The organism is Polaribacter marinaquae, from assembly GCF_038019025.1.
In the GTDB taxonomy this organism is placed as follows: Bacteria; Bacteroidota; Bacteroidia; order Flavobacteriales; family Flavobacteriaceae; genus Polaribacter; species Polaribacter marinaquae.
The window spans coordinates 438943-459463 of the sequence record NZ_CP150496.1; the positions used below are offsets into that span (position 1 = coordinate 438943).

The 20521-nt window shown below is 28.9% G+C and carries 21 protein-coding genes and 2 tRNA genes; 14 read left to right on the plus strand and 9 right to left on the minus strand.

Annotation, left to right across the window (positions count from 1 at the left end; genetic code table 11):
* Positions 1 to 9 precede the first annotated feature (9 nt).
* A complete protein-coding gene (locus tag WG950_RS02055; protein ID WP_340933879.1) occupies positions 10 to 1554 on the minus strand; it encodes a bifunctional response regulator/alkaline phosphatase family protein in 1545 nt (514 codons plus the stop codon).
* Positions 1555 to 1748: 194 nt separating this feature from the next.
* On the opposite strand from WG950_RS02055, the gene WG950_RS02060 reads away from it, so the two are divergent.
* The 10 genes from WG950_RS02060 (at position 1749) to WG950_RS02105 (ending at position 12592) form a co-directional block, all read left to right on the plus strand.
* Complete coding sequence (locus tag WG950_RS02060) at positions 1749 to 2972, plus strand: HD domain-containing protein (RefSeq protein WP_172830889.1); 1224 nt, start codon at positions 1749 to 1751, stop codon at positions 2970 to 2972.
* 45 nt (positions 2973 to 3017) lie between these two features.
* Positions 3018 to 4052: a UDP-3-O-(3-hydroxymyristoyl)glucosamine N-acyltransferase gene (gene lpxD / locus WG950_RS02065; RefSeq protein WP_340933881.1), complete on the plus strand. Its 1035-nt coding sequence runs from the start codon at positions 3018 to 3020 to the stop codon at positions 4050 to 4052.
* The gene (locus tag WG950_RS02070) at positions 4052 to 5443 is read left to right on the plus strand and encodes a bifunctional UDP-3-O-[3-hydroxymyristoyl] N-acetylglucosamine deacetylase/3-hydroxyacyl-ACP dehydratase (RefSeq protein WP_340933884.1); all 1392 of its coding nucleotides are present in this window, start codon (positions 4052 to 4054) and stop codon (positions 5441 to 5443) included. Before lpxD ends, WG950_RS02070 begins: the two co-directional genes overlap by 1 nt.
* A 1-nt stretch (position 5444) precedes the next feature.
* Positions 5445 to 6230 (plus strand): acyl-ACP--UDP-N-acetylglucosamine O-acyltransferase, encoded by a 786-nt coding sequence (gene lpxA / locus WG950_RS02075; RefSeq protein WP_077809315.1) that lies wholly within the window; start codon positions 5445 to 5447, stop codon positions 6228 to 6230.
* A gap of 53 nt (positions 6231 to 6283) precedes the next feature.
* A complete protein-coding gene (gene efp / locus WG950_RS02080) occupies positions 6284 to 6850 on the plus strand; it encodes an elongation factor P (protein WP_340933888.1) in 567 nt (188 codons plus the stop codon).
* 2 nt (positions 6851 to 6852) lie between these two features.
* Positions 6853 to 7779 (plus strand): UDP-3-O-(3-hydroxymyristoyl)glucosamine N-acyltransferase, encoded by a 927-nt coding sequence (locus WG950_RS02085; protein ID WP_340933889.1) that lies wholly within the window; start codon positions 6853 to 6855, stop codon positions 7777 to 7779.
* Positions 7780 to 7841: 62 nt separating this feature from the next.
* Positions 7842 to 8714, plus strand: a complete 873-nt coding sequence (gene sucD, locus WG950_RS02090) for a succinate--CoA ligase subunit alpha (RefSeq protein WP_077809312.1) — start codon at positions 7842 to 7844, stop codon at positions 8712 to 8714.
* A gap of 103 nt (positions 8715 to 8817) precedes the next feature.
* Complete coding sequence (fabG, locus tag WG950_RS02095; RefSeq protein WP_077809311.1) at positions 8818 to 9564, plus strand: 3-oxoacyl-[acyl-carrier-protein] reductase; 747 nt, start codon at positions 8818 to 8820, stop codon at positions 9562 to 9564.
* A 336-nt stretch (positions 9565 to 9900) separates the two neighbouring features.
* A complete protein-coding gene (locus tag WG950_RS02100; protein WP_340933895.1) occupies positions 9901 to 11691 on the plus strand; it encodes a VWA domain-containing protein in 1791 nt (596 codons plus the stop codon).
* 70 nt (positions 11692 to 11761) lie between these two features.
* On the plus strand, positions 11762 to 12592 hold the full coding sequence (locus WG950_RS02105; RefSeq protein ID WP_077809310.1) for a prohibitin family protein: 831 nt from the start codon (positions 11762 to 11764) through the stop codon (positions 12590 to 12592).
* Between the two features lie 295 nt (positions 12593 to 12887).
* On the opposite strand, the gene WG950_RS02110 is transcribed toward WG950_RS02105, so the two are convergent.
* The 3 genes from WG950_RS02110 to WG950_RS02120 all read right to left on the minus strand — a co-directional run bounded on the left by WG950_RS02110 (position 12888) and on the right by WG950_RS02120 (position 13970).
* Positions 12888 to 13694 (minus strand): carboxypeptidase-like regulatory domain-containing protein, encoded by an 807-nt coding sequence (locus WG950_RS02110; protein WP_340933897.1) that lies wholly within the window; start codon positions 13692 to 13694, stop codon positions 12888 to 12890.
* Positions 13695 to 13767: 73 nt separating this feature from the next.
* Positions 13768 to 13851: transfer RNA gene (locus WG950_RS02115), tRNA-Leu, on the minus strand.
* A 46-nt stretch (positions 13852 to 13897) separates the two neighbouring features.
* A tRNA-Lys gene (locus tag WG950_RS02120) sits at positions 13898 to 13970 on the minus strand.
* Between the two features lie 96 nt (positions 13971 to 14066).
* Here WG950_RS02120 and WG950_RS02125 point away from each other — a divergent pair.
* Positions 14067 to 14582, plus strand: coding sequence for a shikimate kinase (locus tag WG950_RS02125; protein ID WP_340933898.1), 516 nt, complete (start codon positions 14067 to 14069; stop codon positions 14580 to 14582).
* Here the strand turns inward: WG950_RS02125 and WG950_RS02130 are convergent.
* Both WG950_RS02130 and WG950_RS02135 read right to left on the minus strand, forming a co-directional pair.
* Positions 14574 to 15077 carry a phosphoribosyltransferase domain-containing protein gene (locus WG950_RS02130; protein WP_340933900.1) on the minus strand — a complete coding sequence of 168 codons (504 nt, stop codon included), beginning with the start codon at positions 15075 to 15077 and terminating at the stop codon, positions 14574 to 14576. The two genes, WG950_RS02125 and WG950_RS02130, sit on opposite strands and share 9 nt — an antisense overlap.
* The gene (locus WG950_RS02135) at positions 15077 to 15454 is read right to left on the minus strand and encodes an RNA-binding S4 domain-containing protein (RefSeq protein WP_079738851.1); all 378 of its coding nucleotides are present in this window, start codon (positions 15452 to 15454) and stop codon (positions 15077 to 15079) included. Before WG950_RS02135 ends, WG950_RS02130 begins: the two co-directional genes overlap by 1 nt.
* 78 nt (positions 15455 to 15532) lie before the next feature.
* On the opposite strand from WG950_RS02135, the gene WG950_RS02140 reads away from it, so the two are divergent.
* Positions 15533 to 16339 carry an FKBP-type peptidyl-prolyl cis-trans isomerase gene (locus WG950_RS02140; protein ID WP_340933903.1) on the plus strand — a complete coding sequence of 269 codons (807 nt, stop codon included), beginning with the start codon at positions 15533 to 15535 and terminating at the stop codon, positions 16337 to 16339.
* Between the two features lie 239 nt (positions 16340 to 16578).
* Here WG950_RS02140 and WG950_RS02145 read toward each other — a convergent pair whose 3' ends face one another.
* The 3 genes from WG950_RS02145 to WG950_RS02155 all read right to left on the minus strand — a co-directional run bounded on the left by WG950_RS02145 (position 16579) and on the right by WG950_RS02155 (position 18887).
* Positions 16579 to 17172, minus strand: a complete 594-nt coding sequence (locus WG950_RS02145; RefSeq protein ID WP_340933905.1) for a porin family protein — start codon at positions 17170 to 17172, stop codon at positions 16579 to 16581.
* A gap of 37 nt (positions 17173 to 17209) precedes the next feature.
* A complete protein-coding gene (locus WG950_RS02150) occupies positions 17210 to 18163 on the minus strand; it encodes a transketolase family protein (protein ID WP_340933907.1) in 954 nt (317 codons plus the stop codon).
* 145 nt (positions 18164 to 18308) lie between these two features.
* The gene (locus WG950_RS02155; RefSeq protein WP_340933910.1) at positions 18309 to 18887 is read right to left on the minus strand and encodes a Maf-like protein; all 579 of its coding nucleotides are present in this window, start codon (positions 18885 to 18887) and stop codon (positions 18309 to 18311) included.
* Positions 18888 to 19052: 165 nt separating this feature from the next.
* Between WG950_RS02155 and hpf the strand changes: the two genes are divergently transcribed.
* On the plus strand, positions 19053 to 19355 hold the full coding sequence (hpf, locus tag WG950_RS02160; RefSeq protein WP_340933913.1) for a ribosome hibernation-promoting factor, HPF/YfiA family: 303 nt from the start codon (positions 19053 to 19055) through the stop codon (positions 19353 to 19355).
* Positions 19356 to 19392: 37 nt separating this feature from the next.
* Positions 19393 to 20514: an alkene reductase gene (locus tag WG950_RS02165; protein WP_340933916.1), complete on the plus strand. Its 1122-nt coding sequence runs from the start codon at positions 19393 to 19395 to the stop codon at positions 20512 to 20514.
* The last annotated feature ends 7 nt before the right edge of the window (positions 20515 to 20521 follow it).

The window sequence follows — 20521 nt, forward strand, 5'->3', positions numbered from 1 at the left end:
TATTTTATATTACTTAGGGCTATAAACCGCACAAGGAATAATAACTTCTTCTAAAGAAACACCACCGTGTTGGTATGTGTTTTTAAAATATTTTACAAAGTGATTAAAGTTATTTGGATAAGCAAAAAACAAATCTTCTTTTGCAAAAATAAACGGAGCATTCATTGCAACCGTAGGTAAAAAAATGTCTTTAGGGTTTCTTACAGCATACACGTCTTTATCTTCATAGGTTAGACTTCTACCAGTTTTGTACCTTAAGTTAGAACTTATGTTTTTATCGCCCACAACCTTTGTTGGATGTTTACAATTTATAGTACCATGATCTGTTGTAATTATTAATTTTTGTCCTAAAGCTTGTGCTTTTTGTATAATTTCGAATAACGGAGAGTTTTTAAACCAACTTAAGGTTAAAGATCTATAAGCTTTATCATCACCAGCCAATTCTTTAATAACTTCCATTTCTGTTTTAGAATGCGATAAAATATCAACAAAATTATAAACCACGGCAGTTAAGTCATTTTGTTTTGTACCGTTATAATTATCAGCTAACTCTTTACCACTTTTTAAGGTAGAAATTTTATAATATTCATGTTTAATATTTAAACTCAAACGTTTAATTTGAGCTGATAAAAATTCATTTTCAAATAAATTCATACCACCTTCATCAGTATCGTTTTTCCAAAATTCTGGATGCCTTTTCTCCATTTCTGAAGGCATTAAACCAGAAAAAATCGCATTTCTAGCGTATTGAGTTGCTGTGGGTAAAATAGAAAAGTAAGTATATTCTTCGTCTTTTTTATAATGATTGTTAATTAAAGGCTCTAAAATTCTGTATTGGTCGTAACGTAAATTATCAATCACAACCCAAAGTACACTTTGTTCTTTTTTAAGTTCTGGCACAACATAATCTTTAAACAACGTGTGCGAAAAAGTTGGCTTATCATTTCCTGTTAAAAAATCTTCGTAATTTTTTTTGATGAACTTAAAAAACTGTGAATTCGCTTCTTGTTTCTGACTTTCTAAAATACCAAGCATTCCAGGATCGCTTATGTTTTCTAACTCTAATTCCCAATGAATTAATTTTTTATACAATTCAATCCAATCTTCGTAAGAATTTACCATGGCTAAATCCATAGATATTTTTCTAAATTCTTGCTGATAATTAGATGTTGTTTTTTCGCTAATTAATCTAGAATGATCTAAGTTTTTCTTTAAACTTAATAATATCTGACTCGGATTTACCGGTTTAATTAAATAATCTGCAATTTTAGACCCAATAGCCTCTTCCATGATATATTCCTCTTCACTTTTGGTAATCATAACCACTGGTAAATTGGCTTTTTTCTGTTTAATTTCTGCAAGAGTTTCTAAGCCTGTTAAACCTGGCATATTTTCATCTAAAAAAACGATGTCAAAATTTTCTTCTTCAACTAAATTAATAGCATCTGCACCATTTGTGCAAGTTGTAACTCTATATTCTTTACGCTCTAAAAATAAAATATGCGGTTTTAATAATTCAATTTCATCATCTACCCATAGAATTTGTATGCTCATGTATTTCGTTTTATTCTTTAACGATAAATTTAAGTAAATGTTACTTCTATTATGCATGTTTAATGATAAAATATTGCCAATTTTATAATAATTTGACAAATAATAATTTCATCAATAAAATTTATGGTTTTTTTCGTAATTATCTCATCAGAAATATTGTATTTTGCATTTTTAGATAGATAATTTTAGTCCTTTTGAAGAAAAAAAAACCCAATAAACTTAAAATATTAAACGATCCTATTTACGGATTTATACAAATTCCTAATTCATTAATTTTTGATATTATAGAACATCCTTATTTTCAGAGATTAAGAAGAATAACACAAATGGGGTTTTCTAACTTGGTATATCCAGGTGCAAATCACACACGTTTTCATCATGCTGTTGGCTGTATGCATTTAATGCAAAAAGCAATAAGAGTTCTTCGCTTTAAACAGGTAGAAATTTCTAAGGATGAAGAAACGGCACTTTGTATTGCAATTTTGTTACACGATATTGGTCACGGAGCATTTTCTCATGCTTTAGAGCACAGTATTGTAAGCGAAATAAGCCACGAAGAAATTTCTTTAAAGTTTATGAAGAAATTAAATAAAGAATTTAAAGGAAAATTATCTTTAGCAATCGAAATTTTTGAAGGTAAAAATTCACGTAAATTTTTATGTCAATTAATTTCTAGTCAATTAGATATTGATAGATTAGATTACCTAAAAAGAGACAGTTTTTATACTGGTGTTACAGAAGGAAATATTTCATCCGACAGGTTAATTGCCATGATGAATGTTAAAAATGATGAATTAGTTATAGAACATAAAGGTATTTATTCTGTAGAAAAATTCTTAATTGCCAGAAGATTAATGTATTGGCAAGTTTATTTGCATAAAACAGGTTTAGTTGCCGAAAATATTTTGGTTAATATTTTAAAAAGAGCAAAAGAATTGGCAGAAAAAGGAGTAGAATTATACGCTAGTTCTTCTTTAAAATACTTCTTATATAATCCAATATCATCAGAAAACTTCACTTTAGAAACCTTAGAAATGTTTTCTAAATTAGATGATTATGATGTATTATCTGCTATTAAAGAATGGGTAAATCATGATGATAAAGTTTTATCACTTTTAGCTAAAATGATTGTTGATAGAAAGTTATTAAGAGTAGAAATTCAACAAGGAATTTTTAATGAGTCTTACATTCAAAAGAAAAAAGAAAAAGCCATTAAAAAACTAGGCATTGAATTAGATGAAGTAAATTATTTTGTTTTTCATCAAGAAATAAGCAATCAAGCTTATAATTTAAAAACACCAATATATATTTTAAATAAAAAAGGAAAACTTAAAGATATTGCAAAAGCTTCAGATCAATTAAACCTACAAGCTTTAACTTTACCGGTAATAAAACACTTTATTTGTTATCCAAAATAACCTTAGATTAGAGTAAACGGTATAATTTTTATATTTTTGCGTTTGATGAAATTTAAAGCACAACAAATAGCAGATATATTAGAAGGTGATATCGTTGGTAATCCTGATGAAGAAGTTTCTAAATTATCTAAGATAGAAGAAGGTGAAAAAGGTTCTTTAACTTTTTTATCAAACCCTAAATATAATTCATATATATATACTACAAATGCTTCTATAGCAATAGTTAATAAAAGTTTTATTCCAGAAAAAGATATTACCACTACTTTAATTAAGGTAGATGATGCGTACAAATCATTTTCTAAATTATTAGAGTTTTACAACGAGGTAAAAAATAATAAATCGGGTAGAGAACAACCTCATTTTATTTCAGAATCTTCTTCGATAGGTGATCATGAATATATAGGAGCGTTTGCATACATTGGTGAAAATGTTAAAATTGGTAACAATGTTAAAATTTATCCGAATACTTATATTGGGGACAATACAGTTATAGGAAATAATTCAACAATATTTGCTGGAGTTAAAATATACTCAGATACAATTATAGGTAATAATTGTAAAATTCATTCTGGAGCAATAATAGCTGCAGATGGTTTTGGTTTTGCTCCAGATGAAAATGGAGAATACAATGCAATACCACAAATTGGTAACGTAATTATTGAAGATAACGTAGATATTGGTGCTGCTACAACAATAGATAGAGCAACCTTAGGATCTACAATTATTAGAAAAGGAGTTAAATTAGACAATCAAATACAAATTGCACACAACGTAGAAATTGGTAAAAACACAGTAATTGCCTCGCAAACAGGTATTGCAGGTTCTACCAAAATAGGCGAATCTTGTATGATTGGAGGACAAGTAGGTGTTGCAGGTCATATTAAAATTGGTAATAATGTAAAAGTGTTAGCACAAGCAGGTGTAACCAAAAGTTTAAAAGACAACGCTTTTGTAAATGGAACACCAGCATTTAAGTTTAATGATTATAATAAAAGTTATGTTCATTTTAAAAATTTACCAAAAATAGTAGCAAACATCAATCAATTAGAAGAAGAATTGAAGACTCAAACAAAAAAATAATGAGTAAGAAACAAAAAACAATACAGAAAGAAATTAGTTTATCTGGTGTAGGTTTACACACAGGTAATACGGTTACAATGACAATGAAACCTGCACCAACAAATCATGGTTTTGCTTTTAAAAGAGTAGACTTAGAAGGTGCACCTATTATTGCTGCAAAAGCAGAATATGTTGTAAACACACAAAGAGGAACTAATTTAGAAAAAAACGGTGTTCAAATACAAACTTCAGAACACGTTTTAGCTGCTGCAGTTGGTTTAGATATAGACAACTTATTAATAGAAATTGATGCTTCTGAGCCACCAATTATGGATGGTTCATCAAAATTCTTTATAGAAGCTTTAGAAAAAGCTGGTGTACAAGAACAAGATGCAGATATAGAAGAGTATGTTGTAAAAGAAATTATTTCTTACAAGGATGAAGTTACAGGAAGCGAAATTATTTTAATGCCTTCGGATGAGTACCAAGTAACTACAATGGTAGATTTTGGCACTAAAATTTTAGGAACTCAAAATGCTACTTTAGATAAAATTGCAGACTTTAAAGAAGAAATTGCAGATGCAAGAACTTTTAGTTTTTTACACGAAATTGAAATGTTACTTGAAAATGATTTAATTAAAGGTGGCGACCTTAACAATGCAATTGTATATGTAGATAAAGAATTGTCTGAAAGTACAATGCAAAAATTAAAAAAGGCATTTAATAAAGAAGACATTGCTGTTAAATCTAACGGAATTTTAGATAACTTAACACTACATTGGGCAAATGAAGCAGCTAGACATAAATTATTAGATGTTATTGGTGATTTAGCTTTAGTTGGTACAAGAATTAAAGGTAAAGTTATCGCGAATAAACCTGGTCATTTAATCAATACTTTGTTTGCTAAAAAATTGGCTAAAATTATAAAAGCAGAAAAAAGAAACAATGTTCCTTCTTTTGATTTAAACTTACCACCGTTATTAGATATTCATCAAATAATGGATATTTTGCCTCACAGACCTCCATTTTTGTTAATTGATAGAATTTTAGAGCTAACAGATACGCATGTTGTTGGTATGAAAAATGTAACAATGAACGAAAATTTCTTTGTTGGACATTTTCCAGGAGCGCCAGTAATGCCAGGTGTTTTACAAGTAGAAGCAATGGCACAATGTGGTGGAGTTTTAGTTTTAAATACTGTACCAGATCCAGAAAATTACTTAACGTATTTTATGAAAATGGATAAGGTGAAGTTTAAACAAAAAGTTTTACCAGGAGATACTGTGATTTTTAAATGTGAATTAATTACACCAATAAGAAGAGGAATTTGTCATATGCAAGCATATGCTTATGCAAACGGAAAATTAGTTGCAGAAGCAGAATTAATGGCACAAATTTCTAAAATTAAGTAATATGAATCAACCTTTAGCATACGTACATCCACAGGCAAAAATTGCTAGAAATGTAGTAATAGAACCATTTACAACAATACATAATAACGTTACAATTGGTTCTGGTACATGGATTGGTTCTAACGTAACTATTATGGAAGGTGCTATTATCGGTAAAAATTGTAGAATTTTTCCAGGCGCTGTAATTTCTGCAATTCCTCAGGATTTAAAATTCGATGATGAAGAAACAACCGTAGAAATAGGAGACAATGTAACAATTAGAGAATGTGTTACGATTAACAGAGGAACATCCGATAGAATGAAAACTAAAATTGGAGATAACTGTTTAATAATGGCATATTGTCATATTGCTCATGATTCTTTTGTGGGTAACAACTGTATCTTTTCTAATAATTCAACACTTGCAGGTCATGTAACTATTGGAGATAACGTAGTTTTAGCAGGAATGGTTGCAGTTCATCAATTTGCATCCGTAGGAAATCATGCATTTGTAACCGGTGGTTCTTTAGTAAGAAAAGATGTACCGCCTTATGTAAAAGCAGCTAGAGAGCCTTTATCTTATGTAGGAATCAATTCAGTTGGTTTAAGAAGAAGAGGTTACACTACAGAAAAAATTAGAGAAATTCAGAATATTTATAGAATCTTATTTCAAAAAAATTATAATTATACACAGGCTATAGATATAATTGAGGCAGAAATGGAAGCTACGCCAGAAAGAGATGAAATAATTCAATTTATAAAAGATTCTCATAGAGGAATCATGAAAGGATACTTCAATTCTAACTAAAAAGTTTACAATTGATATTAATAATAAAAAAATTATAAAATAAAAACGAAATAATGGCAACAACATCAGATATTAGAAACGGATTATGTATAAAGTATAACAACGACATTTATAAAATTGTTGAATTTTTACACGTAAAGCCAGGTAAAGGTCCTGCTTTTGTAAGAACAAAATTAAAAAGTGTAACCAATGGTAAGGTTGTAGATAATACTTTTCCTGCAGGAAGAAAAATTGATGATGTTCGTGTAGAAACTCACAAATTTCAGTACTTATATAATGAAGGTGATACTTATCATTTTATGAATGAGCAAGATTACACTCAAATTCAACTTCAAAAATCTGCTTTAGATAGTCCAGATTTAATGAAAGAAGGTGAAATTGTAACAATTATTATTAATTCTGAAGATGACATGCCATTATCTGTAGATATGCCAGCAAGTGTAATTTTAGAAGTTACACATACAGAACCAGGTGTTAAAGGTAATACTGCTACAAACGCAACAAAACCTGCAACAGTAGAAAGTGGTGCAACAGTAAATGTACCTTTATTTATTAATGAAGGAGATAAAATTAAGGTAGAGACTACAAAAGGAACTTACCAAGAACGAATTAAAGAATAGCCTTGAAATTCAAAGAATCTCAAACACTCCAACAAATTGCATCATTAATTGATGCTAAATTTGTTGGAGATCAAAATTTTAAAATCTTAGGTATTAATGAAATTCATGTTGTAGAACAAGGAGATATCGTTTTTGTTGATCATCCAAAGTATTACGACAAAGCATTAAATTCTGCTGCAACTACTATTTTAATTAATAAAGAAGTTGCTTGTCCAGAAGGTAAATCTTTACTAATTTCTGATGACCCTTTTAGAGATTTTAATAAAATAACTAAAAGCTTTAATCCATTTATAGTTTCTAAAGTTAGTATTTCTGAAAGCGCAACAATAGGAGAAAATACAGTTATTCAACCAAATGTATTTATCGGAAACAATGTTAAAATTGGTAAGAATTGTGTAATTCACCCAAATGTAACTATTTATGATAATTCAGTTATTGGTAATAATGTTACTATTCACGCAAATACAGTTTTAGGTGCAGATGCATTTTATTACAAGAACAGACCAGAGGGATATGATAAGTTAATTTCTGGAGGAAAAGTTATTTTAAAAGACAATGTAGATTTAGGAGCCTCTTGTACAATAGACAAAGGTGTTACAGGTAATACAACAATAGGCGAGGGCACAAAAATAGATAATCAAGTGCATGTTGGCCACGATACTGTAATTGGTAAAAAGTGTTTAATCGCATCACAAACAGGTATTGCAGGTTGTGTTGTAATTGAAGATGAAGTAACTATTTGGGGGCAAGTTGGTACAAATAGCGGTATAACAATAGGCAAAGGTGCTGTAATACTAGGACAAACTGGGGTTACGAAATCTGTAGCTGGCGGAAAAAGTTATTTTGGTACACCAATATCAGAATCAAGAGAAAAATTAAAAGAATTAGCAGAAATTAAACGATTTTTAAAAGATAGAAAGAATTCTTAATTTTCTTTTTTTTAAAGTTTCAAAAAGTTATTTTTGCGTAACAAAAATTAAATAGCAAACCAATGAGTGTTTTAGTAAATAAAAATTCAAAAATTATTGTTCAAGGTTTTACAGGTAGTGAAGGTACTTTTCACGCTGGTCAAATGATTGATTATGGAACCAATGTTGTTGGAGGTGTAACTCCAGGTAAAGGAGGTCAAGAACACTTAGGAAAACCAGTATTTAACACAGTTGTAGAATCTGTAGAAAAAGTAGGAGCTGATACCTCTATTATTTTTGTACCACCAGCTTTTGCTGCTGATGCAATTATGGAATCTGCTGATGCAGGAATTAAAGTAATTATTTGTATTACAGAAGGAATTCCTACAGCAGACATGGTAAAAGTAAAAGCTTATATAGACAATAAAGACTGTACATTAGTTGGTCCTAACTGTCCGGGTGTAATTACACCAGATGAAGCTAAAGTTGGTATTATGCCAGGTTTTATCTTTAAAAAAGGTAAAGTAGGTATTGTATCTAAATCTGGTACATTAACTTATGAAGCTGCAGACCAAGTTGTAAAACAAGGTTTTGGTATAACTACAGCAATCGGTATTGGTGGTGACCCAATTATTGGAACTACTACTAAAGAAGCTGTTGAGTTATTAATGAATGATGATGAAACTGAAGCAATTGTAATGATTGGTGAAATTGGTGGTAATTTAGAAGCAGAAGCTGCTCAATGGATTAAGGCTGATGGAAATAGAAAACCAGTTGTTGGTTTTATAGCAGGACAAACTGCACCAGCAGGAAGAACAATGGGGCACGCAGGTGCAATTGTTGGTGGTGCTGATGATACTGCACAAGCAAAAATGAAAATTTTAGCTGAAAATGGAGTTCACGTAGTGAGTTCACCTGCTAAAATAGGAGAAATGGTTGCAAAAGTTTTAAACTAGTTTTAAAATTAATCAATATATAAATTCCCGTTTTTACGGGAATTTCTTTTTTATAGTTGAGAAACTTTGATAGCGATAAGTTTAAAATGATAAATTGAAAATTATGAAATTATTAGAAAATAAATCAGCAATAATAACAGGAGCTACAAGAGGAATTGGTAGAGGTATTGCAATAGAATTTGCAAAGCAAGGTGCAAATGTAGCATTTACTTATAGTTCTTCTGTAGATGCTGCAAATGCTTTAGAAGAAGAATTAAAATCTTTCGGTGTATCTGCCAAAGGTTACCAATCAAATGCTGCAAATTTTGATGCAGCACAAGAATTAGCAAAAGAAGTTCATAAAGAATTTGGTGCTATTGATATTTTGGTAAACAACGCAGGTATAACAAAAGATAATTTGTTAATGCGTATTTCTGAAGATGATTTTGACAAAGTAATTGAAGTTAATTTAAAATCTGTTTTTAATTTAACAAAAGCTGTTATAAGACCAATGATGAAACAGAGATCTGGTTCTATAATAAACATGAGTTCTGTTGTTGGTTTAAAAGGTAATGCAGGTCAAGCAAATTATGCTGCTTCTAAAGCTGGTATTGTAGGTTTTTCTAAATCTGTAGCTTTAGAATTGGGTTCTAGAAACATTAGAAGTAACGTTATTGCACCAGGATTTATAGAAACAGAAATGACTGCAAAATTAGATGAAGCAACTGTACAATCTTGGCGAGACGGTATTCCTTTAAAAAGAGGAGGACAACCAATAGATATTGCAAATGCATGTGTATTTTTAGCTTCTGATATGAGTACTTATATTACCGGACAAACATTGTCTGTAGATGGCGGAATGCTCACATAAACTACATTTTATAAAATAAATAAAACCTGTAACAATTTTAACGTTACAGGTTTTCTTTTTTAAAATAGTTATTTATATCTTTCACTAAAATAGTTTTAATTGCAAGCAACAACCATATTTTACATCATTTTAGCTTTATTAGTAAGTATTGTTATTTCATATTTTCAATATTTTTACAAGAATAAAAGCAAGCACAAAGTAAATATTCTTCTTTTTTCACTAAAAAGCATTTCGATTTTTATTTTACTCGTATTATTTATAAACCCTAAAATTAATACTAAATCTTACAAAAATGAAAAGCCGAAACTATCAATTTTAGTAGATAATTCTAAATCATTGCGTTTTTTTAAAGATGAAAATAAATTAGAAAACGTACTTAGCAAGTTAAAAACCAATGAAAAACTACAAAGTAAATTTAATATTGAAATATTTCTATTTGATAAAACATTAAAAGTATCTGATTCTGTAGATTTTAAAGGAAATGAAACCAACATATACAAATCTTTAAATACATTAAAGCAATTAAATAAAAAGGAAAATGCGCCAATAATTCTATTATCTGATGGAAACCAAACGATTGGTAATGATTACGAGATCATAAACTCTAAACAAAAAATATATCCGGTAGTATTTGGAGATACAACTAAGTATAAAGACTTAAAAATTAGTCAGGTTAATGTAAATAAATATAGTTACATAAAAAATAAATTTCCTGTAGAAGTAATTTTAAACTATGATGGTTTAGAGAATGTGAACTCAATATTTAAAATTTATAGCAATGGTAAAACTGTATTTTCAAAGAAAGTAAAATTCAACAAAAATGATAATTCAAAAATAATTACAACTAATTTAACTTCTTTAAAAGAAGGTATTAATTATTACACTGCAACTTTAGATAAAATTGAAAACGAAAAAAATACTCGAAATAATAGAAAAAACTTTTCTGTTGAAGTTATAGACGAGCAATCTAAAATACTAATTTTATCCTCTATAAAACATCCAGATATCGGAGTATTAAAAAAAGCAATTGAAAGTAATAAACAAAGAAGTGTAACACTCGAATATAATATTGATGGCAATATTGAATCAAATGATTTTCAATTAATTATACTATACAATTTAAATAATCAATTTAAATCTATTATTTCAAACATAAAAGCTAATAATCTAAATTTTTTATTGATTAATGGTATCAATTCTGACTGGAATTTTATCAACAGACAAAAATTTGGTTTTTCTAAAAAAGCAATTAATCAAACTGAAAATTATGCACCAATTTTAAATAATTCTTTTTTAACTTTTTTACAAAAAGATATTGGTTTTAATGAAATGCCTCCATTGGTTAATAACTTTGGAGAAATTACTTTTTCTAAAGATTATCAAAGTTTATTATTTCAAAATATCAACGGATTAAATACAGAGCAACCACTAATTTCATTTTTAGAAGAGAATAACCAAAAAATTGGAGTAATTTTTGGAGAAGGTTTATGGAAATGGAGAGCATCTAATTATCTACTAAATAATTCGTTTACAGAATTCGATCAATTTATTGGTAACATTGTTCAATATTTATCTTCTCAAAAGAAAAGAGCACGATTAGATGTAAATTCAGAAAACTTATATCCTGCAAATTCATTAGTAAATATAACAGCATTTTATACAGATAAAAATTACAAATTTGACGCTAGAGCCTCTTTAGAAATTATAATAACCAACAAAGAAACTAAGAAAAACACAAAGCTACCTTTCTCTTTAATCAACAACTCTTATCAAGTTTCTTTTGAAGATCTTGAATCTGGTGATTACACCTACAAAGTTTCTGTATTAGGACAAAAAATCAATAAATACGGTAGTTTTAAAATAACTGATTATGATGTTGAGGAGCAATTTACAAGCGCTAACGTAAAAAAATTAGAAAAGCTAGCTAATAAAACAGGAGGGAAGCTATATCATAAAAACAACCATCAACAGTTAATTAACGACTTGTTAAATGATTCTTCTTATTTCACAACACAAAAATCTATTGTAAAAGAACAAAATTTAGTCGATTGGAAATGGATTCTTTTGTTAGTTGTCATTTTATTTACATCAGAATGGTTTATTAGAAAATATTTTGGTAAAATTTAATTCTACCTTATAGATTGTGATTCCTAAAGTTATATCGTAAATTTGACTTTAAATTTAATCAATATAACAAATGGCAAATAATCAAATGGATATAAAGTTTCCAAAAGGTGGAGTATTCTTCGTAATTCTTGCAGTTGCTGCATTAATTTTATTCTCAAAATCTACAGTTACTATCGGACCCGGTGAAGGCGGTGTAATTTTTGAAACTTTAGGGGATGGTATTAATACTGAAAAAACGTACGGAGAAGGATTTCATATTGTGGCTCCTTGGAACAAAATGATTGTAAGAAAAGTACGTCAGCAATCTATTTCTGATGAAATGAATGTACTTTCTGTGAATGGATTGGAAGTTAAAGTAAACGGTACTATTTGGTATGAACCAGAATTTTCTAATCTTGGTAATTTAATTAAAACAAAAGGAGAAGATTACGAAAGAGAATTACTAGACCCAGCAATTAATGCTGCTGCTAGAAGCGTTGTAGGTAGATATACACCAGAACAATTATATTCTAGTAAAAGAGATGTAATAGAACAAGAAATTTTAGATGAAGTTAAAAACGTTTTAAAAGATCAATATTTAATTGTAAAAAGAGTTTTAGTTGAAGATGTTAAATTACCGACTACCATTAGAACCGCAATTGAAACTAAATTAAAACAAGAACAAGAATCATTAGAATATGAATTTAGGTTAGCAAAAGCTAAAAAAGAGGCAGAAAGACAAAAAATTGATGCAGAAGGTAAAGCTGTAGCAAATAAGATTTTAAGTGCTTCTTTAACCGATAAAATTCTTCAAGAAAAAGGAATTGAAGCAACTTTAGAGTTATCTAAATCTAGTAACAGTAAGGTTGTATTAATTGGTGCAGGAAAATCTGGAATGCCAATTATATTAGGTAATCAATAAGAAAATATTTCTAAACATTTTAATAAAAAAAATCCAGCTTAATGCTGGATTTTTTTTTGCTTGTATATTTCTTCTATCTATTAAAATACTGTTAAAGAGAATTTAAAATGTAACAAATACTAAAATATGGCGTCTTAATAATATAGATTAGGTCTAAAGTTTTCGGGTAACTATAAATTTAATCATCAAAATAGAATTTAAAAATAACTAAGCCTTAAAAAGTTTAGTTTGTAATTAGTTTTTAATAGTTGATTAAGGTCAGAAATCGTTGGTTTCTGGCCTTTTTCATTTAAGACTAATTCTTTTTATCCGGAATTTTGTTACGCTCTATTTTACCCTTTTTTAAGGCTTTGTAATTTTCATAACAATCTAATACTGCTTCAATCATTTGTAAATCTGATGCTTTTTTAATAAAATATTCAGAATAATTACAATCGGTTAATAACTCAGACAATTCTTGTCTATCCATGTCTAAATATTCCATCATAACTTCTCTATCAAACTTACCAGCAAGCATTTTACGCAAGTCGTCTTCTTTTTTTAGTTTCTGAAGCTTTCGAAGTTGTTTTGGTTTTTTACCGAATAAATTATACAAGAAATCTACCGGTTGAAACAAGGCTGCAACAGGAGATGAGAAGTTTTTGGCTTGTGGTTTACCAACCTCATAAGTTTGTTGTAGACCATTAATATGTATTCTTGTAAATCTATCTTTAGGCACTTGTTTTACATCAATTTCTAAAACACCTATTAATTTTGTAGAACGAATTACAACTTCTTTTACACTTTCTGGTTTTTCATAAAGCGCAATTTCTAACTCGTTTCCTTTAAGTAAATCGTTTGTAACTTTTAATTTTATTGAAGTAAACCCTAAGTAAGAAACCAAAATAGTATCATTAACTTTTGTTGGTAATTCGAAAAAACCTTTATCATCAGTAATAGTTCCACTAACTGTATTTAGATTCAAAACATGGGCCGCACTTAAGACTTTTTTATTTTCAGCGTGTATAATTTGCCCTTTTAAAACTTTAGTACGTAAAGTGTCTGCTTGAGAGAATGTGCTTAAAGAGGCTAAAAAGCACAAGATTATAATCAGTTTTTGCATAAAAACAAAATTAATGATAATCCGTTATACTTTGGTTAATTATTTGTGAAAGAAGTTATTTTAAGTCAATTTGTGCGCACGAGAAGATTCGAACTTCCACTTTCTTACGAAAACAACCCCCTCAAGGTTGCGCGTCTACCAATTTCGCCACGTGCGCAAATTAATATAAAATAAAAAAGTTAAGCTTTCGCTTAACTTTTTTGTGACCGGGCTGGGGCTCGAACCCAGGACCCTCTCCTTAAAAGGGAGATGCTCTACCAACTGAGCTACCAGGTCTTTTTCTTAAATCGGTTGCAAATATACTATCAATCATTGGATTTATTAGCATAAAAATGATTTTTTTTTATCGATATTTGTAAAAAAATAAAAATAATGAAAATTATACTGTTAGGATACATGGCTTCTGGAAAATCAACAATCGGTAGAGAAGTTTCTAAAAAGCTGAATACTAATTTTATAGATTTGGATGATTACATCTCTAACAGAGAAAAAATGACAATTTCAGAAATCTTTAAAAATAAAGGAGAAATCTATTTTAGGATAAAAGAAAACAAATATTTAAAAGAAATTTTAGATTCTGAGGAAGATTTTATACTTTCTTTAGGAGGAGGAACACCTTGTTATGCCGGTAATATGGATTTAATTAAAGCGAGTACAGCTACATCTATTTACATAAAAGCAAGCATAAAAACTTTGGTCGATCGTCTTAAGAATGAAAAAAACACAAGACCTCTTGTATCAGAATTAAATGATGACAAATTATCTGAATATGTTGCTAAACATCTTTTTGAAAGACGTTTTTTCTATGAGCAAGCAGATACAACTATTAACTCAGATAACTTAACAAGTAAAGAAGTTGTTACAGAAATTAAAAAATTATTAAACTAAATACGCTAAAGCACCATCGTTACTAAACTCTACCTGAACATGTTCTTTAATAGAAGTTGATAACGAAATTCCTTTAAAATCTGCTTTTACTGGATATTTTTTATGATTTCTATTTACCAAAACTGCTGTTTTAAACCTTTTTAAAGGAACTTCTAAAAAATGTTTAATACCATAAATTAAAGTAGTACCAGAATTTAAAACATCATCAACTAAAATAAGAGGTTTATTCTTGTAATCTTCTACAGAAATGGAAGTTGAAACAGGTAGTAAAGGTTGTTTTTTATTGATATTGACTTCACAAAGTATCACTTTTAATGAAGAAATTTCTTCTAAAATAGTGGCTATTTTTTTTGAAAAAACGAAACCATTACCTATAATTCCAGCAACTACAACTTCACTTTCAGAACTATTGCTTTCATAAATTTGATATGCAATTCTTCTAATTTTCTGATTTATTTGAGTGTTATCTAAAATAATATTATTTTCTGCAATCATTACTCTTCTGTTGTATAATCTTGATAATTATCTATATCTCTTCTATCTTTTTTGGTTGGTCTACCAATTCCTTTTTTCCTATAGTAATCTTTTGCATATTTTAAAAGTTCTGTTTTTTCGAACTCTTCTTTTGGTGTCACATCTTTTCGATATTGATCTACCAATTTTGCGCCAACTCTACTTTCTGGTAAATTTAAAACTTTTATTTGATAATTTATCTGATTTTTACGAACTACAATTAATTCGTTACCAAAAACTTCTTTAGATGGTTTTATACTTTTACCATCTATCTTAACTTGCCCTTTTTTACATGCTGTTGTAGCAATACTTCTTGTTTTAAAAACTCGAATACACCACAAATATTTATCAATTCTCATAAAATAAGTTAAAATATAATTTTTGTCTTTTTACAAAGGTATAAAAATGGTAAATTGCACGCTTAAATTTTAAGTTAAATGAATAAAATAAAAAATATTTTCTTTCTTCTTTTATTAGGAGTGGTAGTAATGTATTCTTGTGATGATGATAATAACGGTTTTTTTAATCCGTTTGCAGACATTAATTATGAAGAATTAGCAATAAAAGATAACGATTCTATTGTAAAATTTTTAAAAAACAATTATTACGACACTGATTTAGATTCTGTAAAAACATTGGTAAGTGGTAAAACTTCATTATTTGAAGATACAGATAAATTAAAATCTTATAAAGTTACAGAAAATGATATTGAACATACTTTATATGTTTACACAATAGAACAAGGTCAACCTTCACCAGTAAAAGGAAACCCAACAGTAATGGATTCTATATATGTAAAATATTCTGGTCAAGCTTTTGCAAATACAGAGTTGTTAACTTCTAATTTTGATAGAAATGACACTGGAGCATGGTTAACTTTAAATGCCGTTATTGATGGATGGAAGTATGGTTTTACAAATTTTTTAGGAGGTGAATTAAAAAAAGATAGTAATGGCGGAACACTTAACGGACCAATTACATATTTAAATACAGGTAAAGGAATTTTATTTATTCCTTCTGGTTTGGCGTATTCTTCAATTGACACTAACAATTATACAAGTAGTTTAGTAGACACAAACTTAATGTTTTACATTGAGTTATTAGATATCGTAGAAGATACAGATCATGATAATGACGGAATACCTTCTATTGATGAAGATGCAGACGGAGATGGTGATCCAACAAACGACTTTAGTGATAATAGCAATCCTGCTTTACCAGATTATTTAAATCCTAATGTATAATTAGAATTTTTACAATATTTAAAAAAGCTCTTGAATTCTTCAAGAGCTTTTTTTGTACAATTAAAACTAAATTTTAAAAGTTATAAATAATTTTAAAGTAGAATAGGTGAGTAAAATTACCAATTTATGAAACTCTATAAAGCTCTAAAAAAAACAATAAAACTATTTTCAGAATAGTTTAGAACTAAAAAAAAAGTCCTTGTATATACAAGGACTTTTTTAATATTTTATAAATGTTACTATAGCTTTAAAGATAAACCAAAAATAATTTGATCTGTTCTGTTATCTACAGTTACGTTAGCAAAATTTGCTTCAGTTTTAGATAAACCTCTTTCCCAACGAACATCGATACCAATTCTTCCTAATTCGATACCAGCACCCATTTGTAACCCAACAGAAAACTTATCAAACTCATCTGTAGTTAATCCAGAAAAGCTAAAATCATCTTCTATTATATACTGAAATGAAGGACCAATAAAAACATTGGCAACACCTAAAAATTTCTTACCTAATAAAACAGGAACGTCTAATTTTTTATATTCATATTCTGAAGTTGCATCGTTTGTATCTGTATACTCATTTTTTACTTGTGTAAAAACCAATTCTGGTCTAATATACAAACCTATTAAAGGTAATTTACCACGAAACCATAAACCTGCATGATAACCCGATCTAGATTCTCCTCCTTTAATAACATCACTTCCTGTAGAAGAAAAAGTTGCATCACCGTTATTATTGTAGTTTATACCTCCTTTTAAACCGAAATCGATTTGAGCATTAGAAGTTTGACTAAATGCAAAAGCCAAACACATCATTAAAATTACTTTTTTCATGTTTTTTAGATTTATAGTTTGTTAATGTTAAACGAATTTATTTTCTAGAAATTACTTTTTTAACAGCTTTTACAACTGCAGTTGCGTCTAAACCATATTTTGCCATTAATTGTTCTGGTGTTCCAGATTCTCCAAAAGTATCATCTGTAGCAACAAATTCTTGCGGAGTAGGAGCATTTAAAGCTAAAGTTCTAGAAACACTTTCTCCTAAACCACCTAATTTATTATGTTCTTCTGCAGTAACAATACAACCAGTTTTAGCAACAGATTTTAAAATAATATCTTCATCTAAAGGCTTAATTGTATGAATATTTATAACTTCTGCAGAGATACCTTGTGCTTCTAATTGTTCTGCTGCCTGCAAAGATTCCCAAACTAAATGTCCTGTTGCAACAATTGTTACATCTTTACCTTCTGTTAATTGAACTCCTTTACCAATTTCAAATTTTTGATCTGTTGGCATAAATACAGGCACTTTTGGTCTACCAAAACGTAAATAAACTGGCCCATCAAAATCTGCAATTGCAATTGTTGCAGCTTTTGTTTGATTGTAGTCACAAGTATTTATAACTGTCATACCTGGCAACATTTTCATCAAACCAATATCTTCTAAAATTTGGTGTGTAGCACCATCTTCACCTAAAGTAACACCTGCATGAGATGCACAAATTTTTACATTTTTACCAGAATATGCAACAGATTGACGAATTTGATCATAAACTCTACCTGTAGAAAAGTTTGCAAATGTACCTGTAAATGGTATTTTACCTCCAATAGTTAAACCAGCAGCAATACCAATCATATTTGCTTCTGCAATACCTATTTGAAAAAACCTTTCAGGGTTTTCTTTTATAAATTGATCCATTTTTAAAGAACCAATTAAATCTGCACATAAAGCAACCACATTTGGGTTTGTTCTTCCTAGCTCTGTTAATCCGTCACCAAAACCTGAACGTGTATCTTTTTTTTCTGTGTACGTGTATTTTTTCATTATTAAGTTGTAAAAAATGTTGTGTTGTAAATTTTGGTAAAAATAAACTTTTATTTGTCTTTAGGAAAAGAAAACGAAGATTAGAATTCGTTCTTTTTAACATAATTCTCTTAAAACTATAAAAAGACTAAAATCAATCTTAAAATTATAGCTTCATTAACTCACTATAAAGTTTTTGTACAGGCAAACCAACTACATTAAAATAGCTTCCTTCTATTTTTTCTATACCAATAAAACCAATCCATTCTTGTATGCCATAACTACCTGCTTTGTCAAATGGTTTATAATTTTTGATATAATATTTTATCTCATCCGAAGTTAAATTTTTAAAAGTAACTTTAGTAACATCATTAAATATCTTTTGAAAACTATTGGTTTTTAAAGAAACAGATGTTATCACTTTATGCTCTTTTCCAGACAAATTACTTAACATTTTAAATGCTTCATCGTTATCTTTTGGCTTACCCAATGCTTTGTTTTCTAACCAAACAATAGTATCTGATGTAACTAATAAATCGTTATGGTTTAAGTTTTTAAAAGCTTTCGACTTTAAATCTGCTAAATAATCGGTAATTTCTTCTGCTACTAATTCCTTCGGATAAACCTCGTTAACTGGCTTTAATTCTATCGAAAAATCTATTTCTAAGTCTTTAAAAAACTGCTGTCTTCTTGGTGATCCAGAAGCCAGTATAACATTGTATTTTGATAATTTTTGTTGAATCATGTGCTTAATTTAAAACAAATTTAATACTATTTATACATTTTAGTTATACGAAAATCGTTTTTTGATATGAGTTCAAATTAGAATCTTAAAGACAACTTTTTCGCTGTAAGTATTCTTAATTTTACATCAGAAAATTTAATTATAAATTAAAAAATGTAAGAGATTATGACTATAAATTTTGAATACCACGATGTAGAGGCTAGCGAGAGGTTAGAAGAATTTACAAAAGAAAAATTAGAGCATTTATACAAAAAATTTAATATGATTGTTAGAGCAGATGTGTTTTTTAAAACAGAAAATACAAGCTCTGATGAAACCGGAATGATATGTAACATTCGTTTAAGTGTGCCAGGGCCATGGTTATTTGCAGAGGCTACAAACAGTAATTTTATGAATTCTATATCAGAATCTATTAAAGAACTAGACAAACAATTAACAAAAAAGAAAGGTAAAATGGCAACTTATTAAAAAGTCATTTAGAATTTCAATCAAAAAAAATAGAATTATGAAAAAATCATATTTATTACAAAACTTTAATAATATTACAGATCTACCTTTAAACAATAGAGTTGTAATGGCGCCTATGACAAGAAGTAGAGCAGACAACGACCAAAATGTTGCTACCAAAGATTTACAAGGTTTGTATTATAAACAAAGAGCATCCGCAGGTTTAATAATTACAGAAGGATCACAAGTTTCTAAGCAAGCTGTTGGTTACATTAATACTCCCGGAATTTATAACGAAGCGCAGACAGAAGGTTGGAAAAAAGTTACTGAAGAAGTACACAAAGAAGGGGGTAAAATATTTATTCAGTTATGGCATGTTGGTAGAATTTCTCATCCAGATTTTCATAACGGAGCATTACCATTAGCACCTTCTGCGGTTAATGCAAATGTGCAAGTATATACGCCAGAAGGAGAAAAAGATACAGTAACACCTAAAGAAATGTCTTTAGAAGACATTAATCAAACAGTTTTAGATTTTAAAAATGCAGCCAAAAATGCAATGACTGCTGGTTTTGATGGTGTAGAAATACATTCTTCTAATGGTTATTTATTTCATCAATTTTTTAACGAAGAATCTAACATTAGAACAGATGAATACGGTGGAAATGTAGAAAATAGAACTCGATTTTTCTTTGAAGTTTTAGACGCTGTCAAAGAGGTTGTTCCAGAAAGTAAAATAGGTGTACGATTTAATCCTTCTTTAAACGGAATTTTCGGAATGAGAGTTACAGAGAATTCAATTCCAACTTTCGAGTACCTTTTATCAGAATTAAACGATTATAATTTAGCATATGTTCATTTATCAGAACCTTTTACAGATGTTTCTGATGTGCCACATGCAGTTACAAACATAGCAAAACATTTTAGACCTATTTATAACGGAACTTTAATGATTAATGCCGGTTTTGATGAAGCATCTGGAAATAAAATTATAGAAGATGGTTATGCCGATTTAGTAGCTTTTGGTAAACTATTTATTTCGAATCCAGATTTAGTAGAACGTTTTGAACAAGATGTAGATTTAGCAGATTGGGATAACGATACTTTTTACACAACTGGTAAAGAAGGATATACAGATTATGAAAAAGCTACGGTAGATGTAAGTGAAATTAAAAAATAAAATTTTA